The sequence below is a fragment of the Mesorhizobium sp. CNPSo 4684 genome (assembly GCF_057784315.1).
In genome coordinates this window covers 14,736-32,802 of the sequence record NZ_JBWLUX010000007.1, presented here as the reverse complement: position 1 = coordinate 32,802, position 18,067 = coordinate 14,736, and the positions used below count along the sequence as shown (strand labels likewise).

Below are 18,067 nucleotides of genomic sequence, written 5' to 3'. Positions count from 1 at the left end.
ATCGGCCGCATGTTGGAGGTGGCAAACGTGAACGAGCCCTTCAGTTTCGGTGCGCCGGAACGACGGCGCTTTGCCATGCAGTTCGGTTATGACATGCGGCCCTCCTTCTGGCAGGGGGTGCGCACGAATTCGCATCTGGTGATCGCCGCGGTCGGTACCGCAGCGCTGCTTGGAGTTGCGGGTATCGCGCTTTGGCTGGCATTGCCAGCGAGTGACCGGCAAGCGGTTGCCAGCACCCAGCAGAGCGTTCCGACCATTCCGGTCAAGACAACGAAGATCGCCCCCGTCACGCCCGCGGCGACAGTTGCCGCGGTGGCGGCGCCGCAAACGGCGCGCAAGGGCGACGCGGTTTTGCCCAAGGTCGCTGGCAGCGAGGCCGCGATACCGGCACTGTCGGCCAACGATCCGCGCTGGACAGCGCCGCAATCGGACACCGACCCTGCGGCCACGCCGTCCGATCAGGCTGCGGCCGAGCAGGCAGCAGCCAAGCCATCAGATGCGGCAGCTTACGAGGAACCGTCGGCGCAGAGCGATGCCACCACGCAGCTGTCAAAGGTTGCTGCACCCGACGCCGCTGCGAAGGACGGGCACACCGACGGCGCCGAAACCGCCGCCATCCCGACGCCGAAGCCGCAACTGCCGGACGCGCAATCCTCCGCCGCAACGGACGAGGCCAAGACCAAGCCACAGAACGTGGCAGCTGCCGCCGGCACCGGACGTATTCTCAGGACCGTGACAATGCGCACCGGCCCGCAGAAAAACGCCGCCGCGATGGGAACCGTGCCCGCCAAGTCATCGGTGCACGTGGTGAGCTGCAAGAAATGGTGCCAGATCGTCTACAACGGCAAGCGCGGCTGGGTTTACAAGAGCTACATCAAGACCGGGGCGTGAGACAACGACGTCGTCGAGGGGACCAAGCCGCCGATTTTGGTCAGCCACCGAGCAACCATCTGAAACGGTGTCTTCTGCGGGCAAGTTTGCGCTTTGCCAGGAAATCCGAGTGCTCCTCGAACGGCACCTCATACAGGCCGCACATTTGGCAGCTTTCTGACTTGCCGCATACCGGAATCCAGCATTTCACATCGTGCGTCCAGGCGAGCGCGATCCTTTCCAGATGAAGGTTGGACGAACTTTTCAGCAGAATTAGTTCTCCTGGGACTGCCGTCTGTTTGATATGATCCGAAACTTCCTTGGCACTGCGAAGCTCGATGAAACGGCCGCTGTCGCGGTCGGCCTGGCTGGCGCGCGAGCGATGCGCATTGTCGCCCGTGTAGATGACCTCATCGGCGATTTCGCGCGCGATCTTGTAGGCGGTGCCATATTTCCTCGACGAGCCGGCGTAGTCGGATATCTGCCCAAGCACAATGCGCTTCCGCGTGGCCTTGGCCTTTGCAATCATCTCCAGGGCAATGTTGATCGAATGCCAGGGCGCTTTGGCGGTATCGACCAGGAATTGCGGACCTGCTTGTACCTCTTGCACGGTGGAGCGGTTGGGTAACGGTTCAAACGATGCCACTTGCCCAGCAATTTTCTCTGGCGAGACGCCAAGTTCCAAGGCGGCGGCCACCGCGGCTGCAGTCGGCAGCCAGAACTGCTCGCCGGGAAAAGGCGCATGAATATTCAGGCTGCCACCGCGCCAACGAAGAGTGAACCGCAGCAATTCCGGATACGCGGCATACACGTCACTCACGCGGTAGTCTGCCTTTTCGGATTGGCCAAAGGTCGCAATCCGGCACTTCGCGCCAGATGCCATACCGAGCACCAGTGGGTCATCGCAATTGAGAACCGCAAGCCCATCGGGTCGGAGTGCGTCGACCAGCGCCCGCTTCTCTGCCGCCACAGCGTCCAGAGTCCTGAACTTGCCGAAGTGCTCCAGCCGGATCATCGTAACCACCGCCACGCTCGGCTTCAGCATCTGCGCCATGGCGCTGATCGTGCCGAAGTCGGAAGCGCCGGCTTCGAAAACGACGTAGTCGACTTTGCCGGCCTTCCTCAGGCGCTTGTAAAGCGTTCGAATGAGCGCAGGCATTGTGTTGCCTTGGGCCTGTAGATGCACCTTGCCTTGCGCGCCCAGTATGTGTGCAAGCAGGCTGGTGGATGTGGATTTGCCGGAGCTGCCGGTAATGCCGATGAACGTCGCCTTGTTACGCGCTCGCACCCAGCGCGCCTGCAGCCGTCGCAGCGCCCACCCCAAGTCCTTGCGAATTTTCAGGAATTCCAGTTTCACAACCCGCCGGTTTTTAGCCCAGCCTTATATGCGTCGTGCCGAGTTCCCGAGTCAAACGGAGCGCTGGCGTGCTCGGGCCAAAAACTTTAGCGACCGACGAGCCGCAGCAGTCTGTGCTTACGGCGCTTCAATTTTTTCTGCGCCACAAACTCGCGGTGCTGCTCAAACGGCACTTCGTAGAGACCGCATTGCTCGCACCCCTCGGTTTTGCCGCACACCGAAACCCAGCACTGGACGTTGTGGGTCCAGGCAAGCGCGACACGCTCGAGGTGAAGGCTGGATGAGCTCTTGATCAGGATCAGTTCGTCCGGCTGCGCGGTTTGCGCGACGTAGTCCGACACTTCCTTTGCCGTGCGCAGTTCGATGAAGCGGCCGCTATCGCGATCAGACTGGCTTGCCCTGGAGCGATGGGCGTGATCGCCGGCATAGACCACCTGGTCTGCGATCTCGCGTGCGCTGCTGTAGGCGTGGGCATACTTGCTGTTCGAGCCGGCAAAATCCGATAGCTGGCCAAGAACGATGCGTTTTCGCCCGAATGTGGATCTGGCTACCATGTCGAAAGCAAGGGTCAGAGAATGCCAGGGCGCCTTCGCGGCATCCACGATGAAGTGGGGGCCGCCAGCGGGGGCGAGCACCTGGCCGCGGTTCTCCAGGGGCTGGAACGTCGCGGTCCTGTCCTTTACGATCTGTGCAGGCACTCCAAGTTCAAGAGCTGTTGCCGCGGCCGCGACCGTCGGCAGCCAGAAATGCGCGCCGGGGAACGGCGTCTCGATATTGAGCACACCGCCGCGCCAGTGGAGCGAGAATCGCAATCGCCTGGGATAGGCGGCCTCGATATCGCTGACGCGATAATCCGCCTGCTCCGATGTGCCGAATGTGACGGCGCGGCAATCGCTCACCAAGGCCATGCCCAGCACATGCGGGTCATCGGCGTTGAGCATTGCGAAGCCACCCGGCTCCAGAGCCGCGACCAGTGCGCTCTTTTCATGCGCAACGTTTTCCAGAGTCTTGAAACTGGCGCGATGCTCCAGCCGGACCATTGTGACAACAGCCACATCAGGGCGAAGCAACTCGGCCATCGGCTTCATTGTACCCGGACCGAACGCAGCCGCCTCGAAGACGACGTAGTCGGTTTTGCCGCTCTTCCTCATTCGCCTGGATAGCGTCGAGACCAACAGCTTCATCGTGTTGGCCAGAACCTGCGTATAGACCGAACCGTGGCCCGCCAGGATATGTCCAAGCAGGCTCCCCGCCGTCGTCTTGCCGGAACTTCCGGTAATGCCGATGAACGTCGCCTTGCTTCGCGCCCGCGCACGCCTGGCCAGGTAAAGCCGCAGCCGCCATCCCAGATCGTTGCGTGCCTTCGGCTGCTTGATCTTCATCTCCCATCAACACCAATGGCCGATCCGTTATGCCTTTCGGTGGATCGCGAAGTCAAACTGGGGCCTGGCGTGACAGCGTCAACTGTTCGTTCCTCGGCCGGCCGGCGAACCGATGCGAACTCTTGCTGACGTTGCTCTGCCGCCATGCCTTGCAAATAGAGAAGTACTTCCCTCAAATTGCTCAGATGCAGCGGCCGCCATCGACCTCCAGCGCCACGCCGGTGATGAAGGCGGCTTCGTCGGATGCGAGCCACAGCGCGGCGTTGGCGATATCGAGCGGCGTCGACAGCCGGCCGAGCGGGATCGAGGCGCGGAACTTCTCGCGGATTTCGGGCGTGTCGGCGCCCATGAATTTCTCCAGCATGGCGGTTTCGCCGGCGACAGGGCAGAGACAGTTGACACGGATGTTCTTGGGCGCGAGTTCGATCGCCATCGACTTGGTGGCGGTGATCGCCCAGCCTTTCGAGGCATTGTACCAGGTGAGGCCTGGCCGCGGCCGCAGACCCGCGGTCGAAGCCGTGGTCAGGATGACGCCGCCGCCCTGCCGCTCCATGATCGGCACCACGGCAAGCGCGGCATGGTAGATCGCCTTCATGTTGACTGATGTGATCAGGTCGAAGGTCGCCTCGTCGACGTCGAGCATGTCGCCATTGCGGTGGGTGTAGCCGGCATTGTTGACCATGATGTCGATGCGGCCGAAGGCGTTTTTTGCCGCATAGACCATCTCGTCGAATTCGGAACGCTGCGAAACGTCGGTCTGGGTCCAGATCGCGGCCTTGCCGATGTCGGCGGCGACACGCTCCGCGCCCTTGGCGTTGAGGTCGGCGACGACGACCTTGGCACCCTCTTCGGCAAAGCGCCTGGCCATGCCTTCGCCGAAGCCCGCTGCCGCACCGGTGATGACGGCGACCTTGTTTTCCAGACGCATGCTTTTCCCGCTCATTCCAAGATCACCTCGCAAGCGCATTTCTCTCTTTGTTTTGATGCATGTCGTACTCTCAAAAGCGGGGCCACTTTTGAGCGACGTGCATTAGCTTTCGTCACATTCCCGCTCTATGTTGCAGGTGCGAAAGCCCCCCGGGACCATAGCTTGACGAAAAGCCTCCGGGTGGCAGCCAGTGTCAAGGCACATTTGGACCGAATCAATATGCAGTGATTGGTCCTTGATGTGACACCATGGCACTGGATAATTTAAATCGATTAGATTATATCCAGCCGCGTCACAGTGTGCGGCGTCAAAGCGGACAGACCATGACCAGCCAGATCATTCCCGTCGATCCCTTCGACTTCATCATCTTCGGCGGCACCGGCGACCTGTCGGAACGCAAGCTCCTGCCGTCGCTCTACCATCGCCAGCGCGACCATCAGTTTTCCGAGCCGACCCGTATCATCGGCACGTCGCGCTCGAAGATGAGCGACGAGGAATTCCAGGCTTTCGCCAGCCAAGCGATTTCCGACCACGTCAAGCCGGCCGATATCGACGCCAAGGAGCTGAAGACGTTCCTGGCGCGGCTTTCCTACGTGTCGGCCGACGCGACGACGGGCGCCGGCTTCGACAAGCTGAAAAAGGCGATCGGCGACAGCGACCGCGTCCGCGCCTTCTACCTGGCGGTAGCGCCGGCGCTGTTCGGCGACATCTCGCACCAGCTGAAAGCGCACAATCTGATCACGCCGAATTCGCGCATCGTGCTGGAAAAGCCGATCGGCCGCGACCTCGATTCGGCGCGCAAGCTCAACGACCTGGTCGGCGACGACTTCCACGAAAGCCAGATCTTCCGCATCGACCACTATCTCGGCAAGGAGACGGTGCAGAACCTGATGGCGCTGCGCTTTGCCAATGCGCTTTACGAGCCGCTGTGGAACTCGGCGCATGTCGACCATGTGCAGATCACGGTCGCTGAGACCGTCGGGCTGGAAGACCGCGTCACCTATTACGACAAGGCCGGCGCGCTGCGCGACATGGTGCAGAACCATATGCTGCAACTGCTTTGCCTGGTTGCCATGGAGGCGCCATCGTCGATGGATGCGGACGCCGTGCGCGACGAGAAGCTGAAGGTGCTGCGCGCGCTGAAGCGCATCAACGGCAATGAAGCGCCCAAGCACACCGTGCGCGGCCAGTATCGTGCCGGCGCCTCGGCCGGTGGCGCCGTCAAAGGCTATGTCGACGAGCTCGGCAAGGACAGTAACACCGAGACCTTCGTCGCCATCAAGGCCGAGATCGGCAACTGGCGCTGGGCCGGCGTTCCGTTTTATCTCCGAACCGGCAAGCGCCTGGCCACCCGGGTCTCTGAAATCGTCATCGAGTTCAAGCCAATCCCGCATTCGATCTTCGGCGACAGCGCCGGACCGATCTTCGCCAACCAGTTGGTCATCCGGCTGCAGCCCGACGAAGGCGTCAAACAGTTCATCATGATCAAGGATCCGGGCCCGGGCGGCATGCGGCTGCGCCAGATCCCTCTCGACATGAGCTTCGCAACATCTTTCGACGGTCGCGCGCCCGATGCCTATGAACGGCTGATCATGGATGTCGTGCGCGGCAACCAGACGCTGTTCATGCGCCGCGACGAAGTCGAGGCGGCATGGAAGTGGATCGATCCGATCCAGAACGCCTGGGAAAGCGCCAGGCAGGAAGCGCAAGGCTATACAGCCGGCACATGGGGCCCCTCGGCCTCGATTGCGCTGATCGAACGCGACGGGCGGACATGGCACGAGAGCAATTGAGCGAGGCCGCCTACAGCTGGAACGGCTTTGCCGGGCGCCAGGACCTGGCGGCAGCCCTTGCCGGCAATGTCGCGGCGCGGCTGACCAAGGCCATCGGCGAACGCGGCACGGCTCTGCTTGCCGTTTCCGGCGGCACCACGCCGGCGAAGTTCTTTACAGCACTGTCGGCCATTCCGATCGCCTGGAACAAGGTGACGGTCACGCTGGTCGACGAACGGTTCGTGCCAGCCTCCTCGCCGCGCTCGAATGCCGGGCTGGTAGCCGCCAATCTGCTGCAGAACGCGGCGGCGGCCGCGGAATTCGTGCCGATGTATCACGAGGCCGCAAGCATCGAGACTGCCGCAGCGTCCGACGACATGGCACTCAAGGCACTGGCCTGGCCGCTCGACGTCGTCGTGCTCGGCATGGGCGGCGACGGCCACACCGCGTCGTTCTTTCCTGATGCAGATAACCTCAGCGACTTGCTCGATCCTGCTTCGCGCAGGATCGTGCTGCCGGTGCATACACCGAGCGGCGGCGAGCCGCGGCTGACCCTATCGATGGCGCGCATCATCGCCGCCGGCTTCATCGCGCTGCATATCGAAGGCGAGGACAAGCGCACCGCCTTCGAGAAGGCGATGGGACCGGGTGCGAAGAAGCCCATTCGCAAAGTGCTCGAAGCAGCCCCGATACCAGTAGAGGTGTTCTGGGCACCCTGATTTCACGAAAGCAGTCCCGGCAAACAGTGGGAGGACGTTCTCCGGGGCTCGAAAGGACCGACCATGACAGCCAGACGCGACATTGAAGCCATCACGGAACGCATCCGCCAGCGCTCGAAAGCCGGCCGCGAGCGCTATCTCGGCCGCATCGCCGAGGCCTCGAGCCGCACCGCCAACCGTTCGGTGTTGTCCTGCGGCAACCTCGCGCATGGCTTTGCCGTCTGCAGCCCGTCTGAAAAGGTGGCCCTCGGCGCCGACAAGGTGCCGAACCTTGGCATCATCACCTCCTACAACGATATGCTGTCGGCGCATCAGCCGTTCGAGACGTTTCCGGCGCTGATCAAGGATGCCGCGCGCGAGGTTGGCGGCATCGCGCAAGTGGCCGGCGGCGTGCCGGCCATGTGCGACGGCGTAACCCAGGGACAGCCGGGCATGGAGCTTTCGCTGTTCTCACGCGACGTGATCGCTATGGCCGCGGCAATCGGCCTGTCGCACAACATGTTCGACGCCGCCGTCTATCTCGGTGTCTGCGACAAGATCGTGCCGGGGCTGGTGATCGCGGCCCTCACCTTCGGCCATCTGCCGGCGGTGTTCGTGCCGGCCGGACCGATGACGACGGGCCTGCCCAATGATGAGAAGGCCAAGGTTCGCCAGCTCTACGCAGAGGGCAAGGCAGGACGCGCGGAGCTTCTCGAGGCCGAGTCCAAATCCTATCATGGGCCGGGCACCTGCACCTTCTACGGCACCGCCAATTCCAACCAGATGCTGATGGAGATCATGGGCCTGCATACGCCCGGCGCCTCCTTCGTCAATCCAGGCACGCCGCTGCGCGACGCGCTGACGCGTGAGGCGACGAAGCGGGCGCTGGCGATCACCGCGCTGGGCAACGCCTACACGCCGGTCGGCCGCATGATCGACGAACGCTCTTTCGTCAACGGCGTCGTCGGCCTGCACGCCACCGGCGGCTCGACCAACCACACCATCCATCTCATCGCCATGGCGGCGGCGGCCGGCATCACGCTAACCTGGCAGGACATTTCCGACCTGTCGGAAGCGGTGCCGCTTCTGGCCCGTGTCTATCCGAACGGGCTTGCCGACGTGAACCATTTCCATGCCGCCGGCGGGCTTGGCTTCCTGATCCGCGAACTGCTCGACGAAGGCATCCTGCATGAGGATGTGCAGACGGTGTGGGGCGAAGGCCTCCGGCCCTATGCGGTCGAGGCCAGGCTCGGCGAAGACGGCAGCGTGGTGCGCGAAGCCTCGCCGCTGCAGAGCGGCGACGAGAAAGTGCTGGCGCCGTTCGCCAAAGCCTTCCAGCCGACCGGCGGCCTGAAGGTGCTGGCCGGCAATCTCGGCCATGCCGTCATCAAGACCTCCGCCGTGAAGCCGGAACGCCGCGTCATCGAGGCGCCGGCCAAGGTGTTCGACAGTCAGCAAGGCCTCAACGAAGCCTTCAAGGCCGGCACGCTCACAGGTGACTTCATCGCCGTCATCCGCTTCCAGGGGCCGAAGGCCAACGGCATGCCGGAACTGCACAAGCTGACCACCGTGCTTGGCATCCTGCAGGACCGCGGCCAGCGCGTGGCGCTGGTCACCGACGGGCGCATGTCGGGTGCTTCCGGTAAGGTGCCGGCGGCGATCCATGTGACACCGGAAGCGGTCGAGGAAGGGCCTATCGCCCGGATCCATGACGGCGACATCATCCGGCTCGACGCCGACGCCGGCACGCTGGAAGTGCTCGTGCCTGGGCCTGAGCTCGCGCTGCGCCGCACGGCCGACATCGATCTCATCGGCAACGAGTTCGGCTTCGGCCGCGAGCTGTTCGCTGGTTTCCGCCAGCTGGTCGGCCGCGCCGATCATGGCGCCAGTGCTTTCGGCACGGCCTGAACCATCATTTTCCGCGATGTAAAAGGGCGGCTCAAGGCCGCCCTTTTTTCGTTTGGGATGAAACGCCAATTACGGCTGGACCGTAATCTCGGTCCGCTCGCCGGCCTTGACCGTCACCGGCATTTCCTTGTCCTGGCCTTCACCGGACATGTGGCGGACGACAGCATAGTCGCCGGCCGGAATGGTCTGCTGCCAGGTGTCTCCATAGCTCAGGCCAAGCGCCTTGCGGTTGCCCTGGATGTCCTTCTTCGGCGACAGCACCTCAATCGAATAGGCGCCCGGCGCCGACATCGCCAGCACGCCGGCATCGAGCGTCACCTTAACGTCTTGGTTGTCGCCGACCTTGACGCTGAACGGCTGCTCGACGGTCGCGAGGTCGAGCGCGGTGACCGCGACATAGTCGTCCGGCGGCAGCCAGAACTTGCTGTCAGGGCCATAGGAATGGGCGACATCTTCGCGCGAGCCGTCGATCTTTTTCTTGGCCTTGACGATCTGGATGCTGATGCCCGAAGAGTCGGCCTTGTCGCCGCCTGCGGTGTAGTAGGCGTTGACGACGGCATGTCCGACGCCGACGACGATGTCCTTTTCGACCGTCTGTCCGGCGGCGAGCTGGATGGTCTCGGTCACCGAGCCACTGCCGATCGCAACCGTCACCTTCTGCTCACCCGCCGGGACGACGATCTTGGTATCGCCATAGTGAGTGGTGCTGCCGCCCGGGAAGGCGAAGTCGACATGGGCTTCGTCGCTGATATCGGCACCCTGGTAGGCCTTCGGATGGATGAGCATGATGCCGGCGTTCAAGGTGAAGAGCGGCTTGTAGACCTGCCCGGCCTCGATCTTGACCTTCTGTTCCACCTGGGCCTCATCGGAGCGCGCGACGACGATATAGTCGCCCGGCTCGAGATCGGCCTGGTAGCTGTTGTACTGGGTGGTGACGGACTCGCCACGCGTGCCATCGGACTTGGCCTTGTAGACCTCCCAGGCATTGCCATCGGTGATCGGATCGCCGCCTTCGGCCATGACCACGCTCGGTATGAAATTGAATTCGGGCTTGGCCGGTTCGGGCGCCGGTGCCGGAGCGGGTTCAGGCGCCGGTGCTGGGGCCGCGACGGTTTCGACCAGCGCTTCCTGCAGAGCCTTCTCGTCCGAAGCCTGGATGTATTTGCCGCCGGTGTTGTCGGCCAGGCAGGCGATCTGCTTGCCTTCATCGGCGGTCAGGCCGAAGCCGACGACATCGGCGGTGAAGTCGACGCCCGACGCTTCCAGTTCCTTGCCCAGCGCGCACGGGTCACCTTCGCAGGTTTCAAGCCCGTCGGTGATGAGAACGACGGTCGCCTTGTCCTCGGTGTATTTCAAGGCTTCAGCCGCCTGCTTGACGGCAGCGGTCAGCGGCGTCTTGCCCAAAAATTTCAGGCTGTCGGCGGCGGCCGAAATGGCACTGGCCGAGCCGGCCTGCGGCGGCACGATCAGCTCGATGTCCTCGCAGCTGCCCTTTTCCCGGTGGCCATAGGCCATGAAGCCGATCTCATCGTCCGAAGGGACTGACTGCAGCACGGTCCTGAGCGATTCGCGCGCGATTTCGAGCTTCGGCTTGCCGTCGATCTGGGCCCACATCGAGCCTGAAGCGTCAAGGATGATGATGACCTTGTTCGCGGCAAAGCCGAGCGACGTCATCGACAAAAGGAGCAGCGCCGCAGCGACGCTCCGCAAAAGTCCCGCCATTGGAATCTCCTTGAGGCCGCCCTCTGGTCCGCGCCGGAAGCTATTTGACGGCGCGTTCGGACACAAGCCTAGAGCGTGTCACGAACGGTTGCAGTGTAACAGGATCGGCCCCGGGCCAAGGCCTGTTCCGAGGCTGGCTCGGCACCGCATCAGTAGGTGGTGCGCCGCTCCTCGGAAGGCGGACGGCCGAACTGCAGCCGGTAGCTCTGCGCGAAATAGGAGTGCGAGGTGAAGCCGGTGGCGATCGCCACATCGAGGATCGGCATGTTGGTCTGGCGCAGCAATTCGCGCGCCCGCTCGAGCCTGAGCCGCATGTAATAGCGGCCGGGCGTGACGCTCAAATGGCGCAAGAACAGGCGCTCGACCTGGCGCACCGACAGGCCCGCCGACTTGGCAAGCTGCACCGCCGACAGCGGCTCGTCGAGATGGTCGGCCATCAGTTCGACGATGCGCCTGAGCTTCTCCGATTTGCCGGTAAGGTCACGTTCCGGCCCGACGCGCTGGCGGTCGCCGGCAGAGCGGATGCGCTCATGCTGGAACTGGTTGGCGACGCCGTTGGCGAGGTTCGAGCCGAAATCGCCGCGCACGATCTCCAGCATCAGGTCGATCGAGGTGGTGCCGCCGGCGCAGGTATAGCGCTTGCGGTCGATCTCGAAGACATTGCCGGTGCAGTTGATATCGGGAAAGCGCTCGACAAAGCCGGCGCGGTTTTCCCAATGGATGGTGCAGCGATAGCCTTCGAGCTGGCCGGCTTCGGCCAGGAGATAAGAACCGACAGACAGCGCGCCGAGCGCGTTGCCGCGCCGGCCCCAGCTGCGCAGCGCCGCCAGCACCTTGCTCTTGCCGGGGAATTCGATCGACAAGCCCACCGACACGAACAGGATGTCGACCGGCGGCAGGTCGGCTACGGCATAATCGATCTTGAGCGGCAGACCGTTGGAGGCCATGACCGGGTCACCGTCGGCCGAGACAGTGGTCCAGCCATAGAAATCGCGGCCGAGCAGGCGGTTGGCCGAGCGGAAAGTGTCGATTGCCGCGGCCAGCGAAAACATCGAAAACTTGTCGACCAGCAGGAACGCGAATTGCCGGCCGCCTTGAACGGGATCATCCATGACCGGCCGTTCAGAGGGAACAATGGGGTTCGGCAAAGAAGCTGCTTTCTGGGTCAGAAGGAAGGCCGCTTCAAGCCGGCCGCAAGGTAGGCTGAGGCTAACGTATTGGCCATCAGCATGGCAATGGTCATCGGTCCGACACCGCCGGGCACCGGGGTGATGGCGCCAGCGGCCTTCGCCGCCTCGGCATAGGCGACGTCGCCGACGAGGCGGGTTTTGCCTTCGCCCTTCTCGGGTGCCGGGATGCGGTTGATCCCAACATCGATCACCGTGGCGCCCGGCTTGACCCAATCGCCCTTGACCATTTCTGGCCGGCCGACGGCCGCCACCAATATGTCGGCGGTACGGGCCAGCGCCGGCAGGTCCTTGGTGCGGCTATGGGCGATGGTGACTGTGCAGTTGGCGGCAAGCAACAAATTGGCCATCGGCTTGCCGACGATGTTGGAGCGGCCGACGACCACGGCATTGAGGCCGGAGAGATCCTTGCCGCGCACGCGTTCGATCAGCAGCATCGAGCCTGCCGGCGTGCAAGGCACGAAAGCGGTTTCGAGTTCGCCGGTGCCGAGCTTGCCGACATTGATGAAGTGGAAGCCGTCGACATCCTTTTGCGGCGCGATGGCCTGGATGATCTTGCCGGCATCGATATGGACGGGAAGCGGCAGCTGCACCAGGATGCCGTTGACGGCCGGATCGGCGTTGAGCTCGCCGATGATCTTCAGCAGTGCTTCTTCGGACGTGTCGGCCGGCAGCGTGTGCTGGAGCGAATGAAAGCCGCATTCCTTGGCGGTGCGCGACTTGGAGGCGACGTAGACCTGGCTTGCCGGATCCTCGCCGACGATGACCACCGCCAGGCCGGGCTTGGCCTTGCCCTTGGCGATCAGGTCCGCGGTCAAGGCCTTGACCTTCTGAACCACGTCTTCGGCGACGCTCTTTCCGTCAATCACTTCGGCCATGAACCATCCTCGACATCATTCCAGCCAAGGCGCGGCACGCCTTGAACGTTGTTTCGCGCATGTCGTTGTTCCAAACGTTCCGCCCGTTCGGGTCAACCCCGAAGGCAGCGCTTTTCGGGCGCCATGCTGCGCGGCATTTTCACGAAATTTGGTCCAAGCAATCCCGTCAAAGCGCCGTCAGATGCCGCTAACTCGAAACCGGCAGCTTTTATTCCGTGCCGGCGGGTTCAGAAATAACGGCGGCGCGAACGGTTTTCGGTGAGTTCGCGCACCGCCTCGCGAAATTCGCGCAGGCCGGCGCGGATATCGTCGATTTGCGCCTGCTGGTCGTCCGGCGACGCCTCGGCCGGCTGCGGAGAAGACCACTGCCCGGACGCTGCAGGCATCGACTGCTGCGAATAGGCGTAGTCGGCCGGCTGAGCGGGCTGCGCGTAGGCAGGGTGCTGCTCATAGGGATAGGCGTGCGGAACCTCTTGCCGGAAGTCCGGCTGACGATAGCCCACGGGCTCCTGCACCGGCCTTGCAGGTTCGGCGGCTGGCTGGGCGCGGTAGGTCTCGACGGGCCGTTCACCTGATGTCCCGTTGCCTGTCGTGGCTTTGCGTATCGCCGAAAACAGTCCGGCGAACAGACCTGGGCCGCGGGCGGCGGGAGCGGTCCCGGCCGGCAAGACTGGAGGTGCCGCAGGTGGCGCCACAGGCGGCGGCGCGCGATAGACCTTGTCTTCGACCGGTGGCCGGCGCTCGTCCATCCGGCCGCTCGAGCGCGAATTGGCGGCGTCGCGCAGGCTTGCAAAGGCGCCGCGCATCGCACCGAGACCGATGCCGGAAGCAAGGCCGAGCAGCAGGCCGGCCAGCGCTATTACAGCCCGCGACGGTCCGTTGGGTTCGAGTGGCGGTTGCGCGGGGGTCATCAGATTGATGTTGGTGGTGTTGATGTTTTGCTGTTCGCCGGTCTCCTTGGCGCGCAGAAGGTATTGTTCGTAGACGTTGCGCTTGGCGGTGGCATCGCGCTCCAGTTCGCGCAGGCTGACAAGGTCGCTGTTGACGTCGCCGCTCTGGACCTTTGCCTGGGCCAGGCGGGAAGCGAGATCCTGCTCGAGTTGAACCGAGCGCTTCAAGTCGACCTGCAGCGACGAGGCGATGCGGCGCAGTTCGCCTGCGATGCGCTCGCGTGAGCCGTCGAGCTGGGCGTTGAGCGCCTGGTATTCGGGATGGCGCGGCCCCAGACGCACGGCGGCGCGGTCGGCCTCCTGCTTCAACGCTGCATATTGCGCGCGCAGTTCGCTCATCGTGTTGGAATTGATTTCTTCCGGCAGCGTGCCGTTGATAACCGAATTGACGTCCAGCGAACGGGCCGACGCCGCCCGGGCGTTGAGCTCCAGCGTGCGGGCGCGGGTGACGGAGAGCTGCTCGTTGAGCTTCAGCATCTGGTCGTCGCTGATCAGATGGCCCTGCGCGTCGACGAGATCATGCGTGGCCCTGAAGTCTTCGACCTTGCGCTCGGCCGTTTCGACATCCTTGCGCAGGTCATCGAGCTTGGCCGTCAGTTGGTCCGTCGCGCGTCCGGCCATCCCGAACTGGTATTGGGCCGCCTCCTGCTGGAAGACGTCCCTCGTCGTGTTGGCGATCTCCGCCGACTTGTCGGGACTTTGGGTGGTGGCGCTGATGGAAACGACAAAGCTCTTGCCGCTGCGCTCGACCGACAGGCTCTTGGCCAGATTGCCGACCGCCAGCGCCTGGCGGCGCACTTCACCGGCACCGCCAGGTCCATCCTGGCGCGACAGGATCGAGCGGATGAGCGACATGACGCCAAGGCCTCCGGACCCCTGTCCGTTAAACTCCGGATCGTCGACGAGATTGAGATCGGCGACGACCTTGTCGAGGACCTTGCCTGATGTCACCATCTTGATACGGGTTTCGACGACGGCCAGCGCCGCGTCGGGCTGCCCGACCGGTTGGGTGAGATCGTTGTCGGAAAGCTTCAGGTCGCCTGGCTCGATGACCATCTGTGTGGTGGCTTCGTATTTCTTCGGCGTCGAGACGGCAACGGCAACGCCAAGCATCGTTCCCAGTATCGTCGTCGAGACGATCAGCAGCTTGGACCGGGTGATGCCGCGGACGACCTGTAGCGGATCGATCAGCGGCTTCCATTGCTGTCCGTCATCGTCGTCGCGGTCCGCCCGCTGTCCGTCGGCATGGTGGGGCTCGTAGGCGGCGCGAGAGCGATCGAAACCCCGGGCAGGCTCTTGACGCCGAACAGGCTCCTCGACCCCACCGGCTCTCGGATAGCGGACAGCTTCGTCTTCTTGAGACCATGTGCTGGCTGCCGAAACGGATTCGCCAGCCGTCTGGAACTGCGGCGGCTCGGGCGGTGACGCTGGCGCGGGATTCGACCGCGCCTCGCGCTGCGAGCGGGCGATCCGGTGGCGCGTTGCGGCGTCCTCGCGCCATGACGGGTCGGCCCGGTCGCCGATCGAAACCGGCGACGCATCCGCCGCCTCGTCGCCGCGCACAGCTTTGCCGAGCGCCAGGAGAGAGCGCTCGCGCCTCCAGTCTTCACGGTTTTCCCTGTCGACCATTGTCTCGAAACTTTACCCTTGGCGGCTTGGGAGCGGCGGTCGGCCAATCGTTAAGCCACGCTAAACAGGCATGGGAAACAAAAGGTTAATTTCCTTGGTCCGAAGCCGAAGTTTCTCGCTTCTGCCGCACATTATCGAGAGTGTAAAAAGGATGGTCAGAACCGCACGTTAAACTTTCCGGCCTATGGCTTTCCCTCGACATGATGCAGGCCAGCGACATACCGCAAAGGCGGACACTCGCCCGGATCGGTACCTTCGTGGCCGAACGACGGGGGTTGGTCCGCGACTATCTCTCGGCGATCAGTGGCGCCGGCGGGCGGCTGGTGTTCTCGCTCGCCTATTTCATCGCACTCGCCAACACGCTGTCGATCGCCGAGTTCGGCATGTTCGCCACCGCCTCGGCGGCCGGCGTCATGCTGTCGCGCATCCTCGCCTTCGGTTTCATCTCGGCGCTTTACCGGACCGCCACCATCCGACCCAACCTGATCGGCACCTTCACAGCCGGCTTCCTGCTGCTTGGCGCTGTGTCGTTGCCGCTGCTGGCGGCGGCCTCGTGGGGTGTCTACCTGATCTTCTTCGCCAGCACCGTGCCGCTGGCCGTCTTTGCCGCAATCGTCTTTGCCGAAGCACTTTTGTGGCGGCCGGTCGAGGTCGTGCTGATCGTCAACAACGGGCTCGGCAAATTCGGCCGCGCCGCCGTGCTGTCGATCGTGACCACGGCGTTTCGCGCGCTGGGCGCGGTGCTGTTCATGCTGTCGGGGCAACACAGCGTCTGGGTGTGGTCGTTGTTCTATATCGGCGCCAACGCCGCCTCGCTGCTGCTCGCCTTCGGCTTCTACTATCCGCGCCAGAGGCTCAGGCTGCGCGCCGAGCTGTATCTGCGGCGGCTTGCCGATTCGATTTATGTCGCCGGAGCCGAAGTGCTGTTCTACCTGCAGTCGGAATTCGATAAGCTGCTCGTGCTGGCGATCGGCGGGCCGCACCTGGCCGGCATCTATGCCATCATCATGCGGCTGGTCGACCTGACGGCAATCCCGATCCGCACCTTCTCGATGATGCTGGTGCAGAAGATGATGCGAGCGCCGGAACTGTTGTCGCGGCTGCGGGTCAAGAGTGGCATCGAAGCCGGCGTGTTTCTGGTATCGACATTGGCGCTGGCGGCACTCGGCATCGTGCTGCATTTCTTCCCCAATGCGCTGGGCAGGAATGTCGCCGAGGCAGCACCGCTGGTGGCATTGGCAATCGGCGTGCCGGGACTGCGCAACCTGGTCGAATATCAGGCCGAGCTTCTGTTCGCGCGTGGCCAGACCGCGATCCGCGCACTCAATCTCGGCCTGCTGGCCGGGCTGAAGGCGGTGCTGTTGACCTATGTGCTGACCACCATCGCCGACACGCCCACTCTGGTGCTGTCGCTCAATGTCGTCTTCCTGCTGCTCTATCTCGCCTCGGCGCTGCTGACGTATTCAGCGATGCGCAAGCCGGCAAAGGCTATTTAGGTGTTTGATCCCAGGCTTTAATGGTATGATGTTTTCCTCGGGCCGGAAGGAGGTACATGGGCCGGCTTCGGTGTGTGCCGCCGCCTTGCGGTTAGCGGCGATTCGCGCGAATGTCGTCTCTGGATTGGCCGACTTGAGACGCTGACCGGATTGGTCTATGCCGCTTGACATCGAGACCCGGTTTCTCTGCCTGGCGGATTTTGAACCGGCGGCGCGGGAGCTATTGCCCCACGCGGTTTACGAGTTCATTGCCGCTGGTGCTGGCGAAGAAATCACCAAGCGTGACAATGAAGCCGCATTCGACCGCATCAGGTTAAGGCCGCGCGTGCTGCGCGATGTGACAAGACTTGATACCGGGATCACGCTTTTCAGGCAGAGTCTGCCGCATCCGATCATCCTGGCCCCGATAGCGTATCAGCGGCTGGCGCATCCGGAAGGCGAGGTGGCCGCGGCTCGCGGCGCTGGAATGGCGGAAGCGGTGTTCACTCTGGGTACCACAGCGACGGCGGCGATCGAGGATTGCGTGGCGGTGAGCCAGTCTCCGGTCTGGTTCCTGCTCTATTGGCAAAGCGATCGCGGTTTCAATGGCGAACTCGTATCGCGCATGGCCGCCCTGGGCGCAAAGGCGATCACCGTGACGGTCGACCTGCCAACGCCAGGCGATCGCCGCAGGCAGTTCCGGGCAGGATTCAAAATTCCCGACAGCCTCGCAACGCCATACTTCAAGGACCGGAACACTGGCGTGGTCAAAGTTGGCACGGCGCAGCGGCGAGCCATGCCGACCTGGGCGGATATTGCCTGGCTGCGTTCGCTGACAACCCTGCCGCTTATCCTGAAGGGCATCCTCGATCCTGACGATGCCGAGCAGGCGATCAGAACCGGTGCCGATGCCATAGTCGTCTCGAACCACGGTTCGCGTAACCTCGACACCCTGCCGGCGACCATCGACGCCCTGCCCGCCATCGCGGAGCGGGTAGCCGGGCGGATTCCCATCATCCTCGACGGCGGCGTGAGGCGTGGCATCGACGTTTTGAAGGCGATTGCCTTGGGGGCAAGCGCAGTCATGATAGGCCGCCCCTATGTCTACGCGCTGGCGACGGATGGTGCCGAGGGCGTAGCCCATTGCGTCGACCTGTTTCGCCGGGACTTCGAGATGGCAATGGCGCTAACCGGCCGGGCGCGCATCGGCGAGATCGACCGGTCGGTAATCTGGTGAAGCCCGGACTTATTCCTCGGCCAAGTTCAGCCCTCCTTCCAGTCCGAGGAAAACATCACGCCGCTAAGGGGTCG

13 protein-coding genes are annotated in these 18,067 nt (G+C 63.4%); 6 read left to right on the top strand and 7 right to left on the bottom strand.

Annotation, left to right across the window (positions count from 1 at the left end; translation table 11 throughout):
- Positions 1–27: 27 nt before the first annotated feature.
- Positions 28–891: an SH3 domain-containing protein gene (locus AC04SG_RS07980; protein WP_488550586.1), complete on the top strand. Its 864-nt coding sequence runs from the start codon at positions 28–30 to the stop codon at positions 889–891.
- A gap of 40 nt (positions 892–931) precedes the next feature.
- On the opposite strand, the gene AC04SG_RS07975 is transcribed toward AC04SG_RS07980, so the two are convergent.
- The 3 genes from AC04SG_RS07975 to AC04SG_RS07965 form a co-directional block, all read right to left on the bottom strand.
- The gene (locus AC04SG_RS07975; protein WP_488550585.1) at positions 932–2,227 is read right to left on the bottom strand and encodes a Mur ligase family protein; all 1,296 of its coding nucleotides are present in this window, start codon (positions 2,225–2,227) and stop codon (positions 932–934) included.
- An 86-nt stretch (positions 2,228–2,313) separates the two neighbouring features.
- Positions 2,314–3,609 carry a Mur ligase family protein gene (locus AC04SG_RS07970; protein ID WP_488550584.1) on the bottom strand — a complete coding sequence of 432 codons (1,296 nt, stop codon included), beginning with the start codon at positions 3,607–3,609 and terminating at the stop codon, positions 2,314–2,316.
- Positions 3,610–3,790: 181 nt separating this feature from the next.
- Positions 3,791–4,537 (bottom strand): SDR family oxidoreductase, encoded by a 747-nt coding sequence (locus AC04SG_RS07965; RefSeq protein ID WP_488550708.1) that lies wholly within the window; start codon positions 4,535–4,537, stop codon positions 3,791–3,793.
- A 323-nt stretch (positions 4,538–4,860) separates the two neighbouring features.
- On the opposite strand from AC04SG_RS07965, the gene zwf reads away from it, so the two are divergent.
- From zwf to edd, 3 genes are all read left to right on the top strand, one after another.
- Positions 4,861–6,330 (top strand): glucose-6-phosphate dehydrogenase, encoded by a 1,470-nt coding sequence (zwf, locus tag AC04SG_RS07960; RefSeq protein WP_488550583.1) that lies wholly within the window; start codon positions 4,861–4,863, stop codon positions 6,328–6,330.
- Positions 6,312–7,028 carry a 6-phosphogluconolactonase gene (gene pgl, locus AC04SG_RS07955; RefSeq protein WP_488550582.1) on the top strand — a complete coding sequence of 239 codons (717 nt, stop codon included), beginning with the start codon at positions 6,312–6,314 and terminating at the stop codon, positions 7,026–7,028. Before zwf ends, pgl begins: the two co-directional genes overlap by 19 nt.
- 63 nt (positions 7,029–7,091) lie before the next feature.
- Positions 7,092–8,915: a phosphogluconate dehydratase gene (gene edd, locus AC04SG_RS07950; RefSeq protein WP_488550581.1), complete on the top strand. Its 1,824-nt coding sequence runs from the start codon at positions 7,092–7,094 to the stop codon at positions 8,913–8,915.
- Positions 8,916–8,984: 69 nt separating this feature from the next.
- On the opposite strand, the gene AC04SG_RS07945 is transcribed toward edd, so the two are convergent.
- The 4 genes from AC04SG_RS07945 to AC04SG_RS07930 form a co-directional block, all read right to left on the bottom strand.
- Positions 8,985–10,637 (bottom strand): vWA domain-containing protein, encoded by a 1,653-nt coding sequence (locus AC04SG_RS07945; protein ID WP_488550580.1) that lies wholly within the window; start codon positions 10,635–10,637, stop codon positions 8,985–8,987.
- Positions 10,638–10,786: 149 nt separating this feature from the next.
- Positions 10,787–11,749: a GlxA family transcriptional regulator gene (locus AC04SG_RS07940; RefSeq protein WP_112561945.1), complete on the bottom strand. Its 963-nt coding sequence runs from the start codon at positions 11,747–11,749 to the stop codon at positions 10,787–10,789.
- A gap of 53 nt (positions 11,750–11,802) precedes the next feature.
- Positions 11,803–12,702 (bottom strand): bifunctional methylenetetrahydrofolate dehydrogenase/methenyltetrahydrofolate cyclohydrolase FolD, encoded by a 900-nt coding sequence (gene folD, locus AC04SG_RS07935; protein WP_488550579.1) that lies wholly within the window; start codon positions 12,700–12,702, stop codon positions 11,803–11,805.
- A gap of 227 nt (positions 12,703–12,929) precedes the next feature.
- Entirely contained in the window at positions 12,930–15,281 is a 2,352-nt protein-coding gene (locus AC04SG_RS07930) for a GumC family protein (RefSeq protein WP_488550578.1), read from the bottom strand.
- A gap of 200 nt (positions 15,282–15,481) precedes the next feature.
- On the opposite strand from AC04SG_RS07930, the gene AC04SG_RS07925 reads away from it, so the two are divergent.
- A complete protein-coding gene (locus tag AC04SG_RS07925; protein WP_488550577.1) occupies positions 15,482–16,777 on the top strand; it encodes a lipopolysaccharide biosynthesis protein in 1,296 nt (431 codons plus the stop codon).
- Positions 16,778–16,934: 157 nt separating this feature from the next.
- On the top strand, positions 16,935–17,993 hold the full coding sequence (locus tag AC04SG_RS07920; protein WP_488550576.1) for an alpha-hydroxy acid oxidase: 1,059 nt from the start codon (positions 16,935–16,937) through the stop codon (positions 17,991–17,993).
- The last annotated feature ends 74 nt before the right edge of the window (positions 17,994–18,067 follow it).

Bases quoted from the DNA above. Each gene is read 5' to 3' on its own strand.
- AC04SG_RS07970 (WP_488550584.1), bottom strand. From the start codon at position 3,609: ATGAAGATCAAGCAGCCGAAGGCACGCAACGATCTGGGATGGCGGCTG.
- AC04SG_RS07965 (WP_488550708.1), bottom strand. From the start codon at position 4,537: ATGCGTCTGGAAAACAAGGTCGCCGTCATCACCGGTGCGGCAGCGGGC.
- zwf (WP_488550583.1), top strand. From the start codon at position 4,861: ATGACCAGCCAGATCATTCCCGTCGATCCCTTCGACTTCATCATCTTC.
- pgl (WP_488550582.1), top strand. From the start codon at position 6,312: ATGGCACGAGAGCAATTGAGCGAGGCCGCCTACAGCTGGAACGGCTTT.
- edd (WP_488550581.1), top strand. From the start codon at position 7,092: ATGACAGCCAGACGCGACATTGAAGCCATCACGGAACGCATCCGCCAG.
- AC04SG_RS07945 (WP_488550580.1), bottom strand. From the start codon at position 10,637: ATGGCGGGACTTTTGCGGAGCGTCGCTGCGGCGCTGCTCCTTTTGTCG.
- AC04SG_RS07940 (WP_112561945.1), bottom strand. From the start codon at position 11,749: ATGGATGATCCCGTTCAAGGCGGCCGGCAATTCGCGTTCCTGCTGGTC.
- folD (WP_488550579.1), bottom strand. From the start codon at position 12,702: ATGGCCGAAGTGATTGACGGAAAGAGCGTCGCCGAAGACGTGGTTCAG.
- AC04SG_RS07930 (WP_488550578.1), bottom strand. From the start codon at position 15,281: ATGGTCGACAGGGAAAACCGTGAAGACTGGAGGCGCGAGCGCTCTCTC.
- AC04SG_RS07925 (WP_488550577.1), top strand. From the start codon at position 15,482: ATGATGCAGGCCAGCGACATACCGCAAAGGCGGACACTCGCCCGGATC.
- AC04SG_RS07920 (WP_488550576.1), top strand. From the start codon at position 16,935: ATGCCGCTTGACATCGAGACCCGGTTTCTCTGCCTGGCGGATTTTGAA.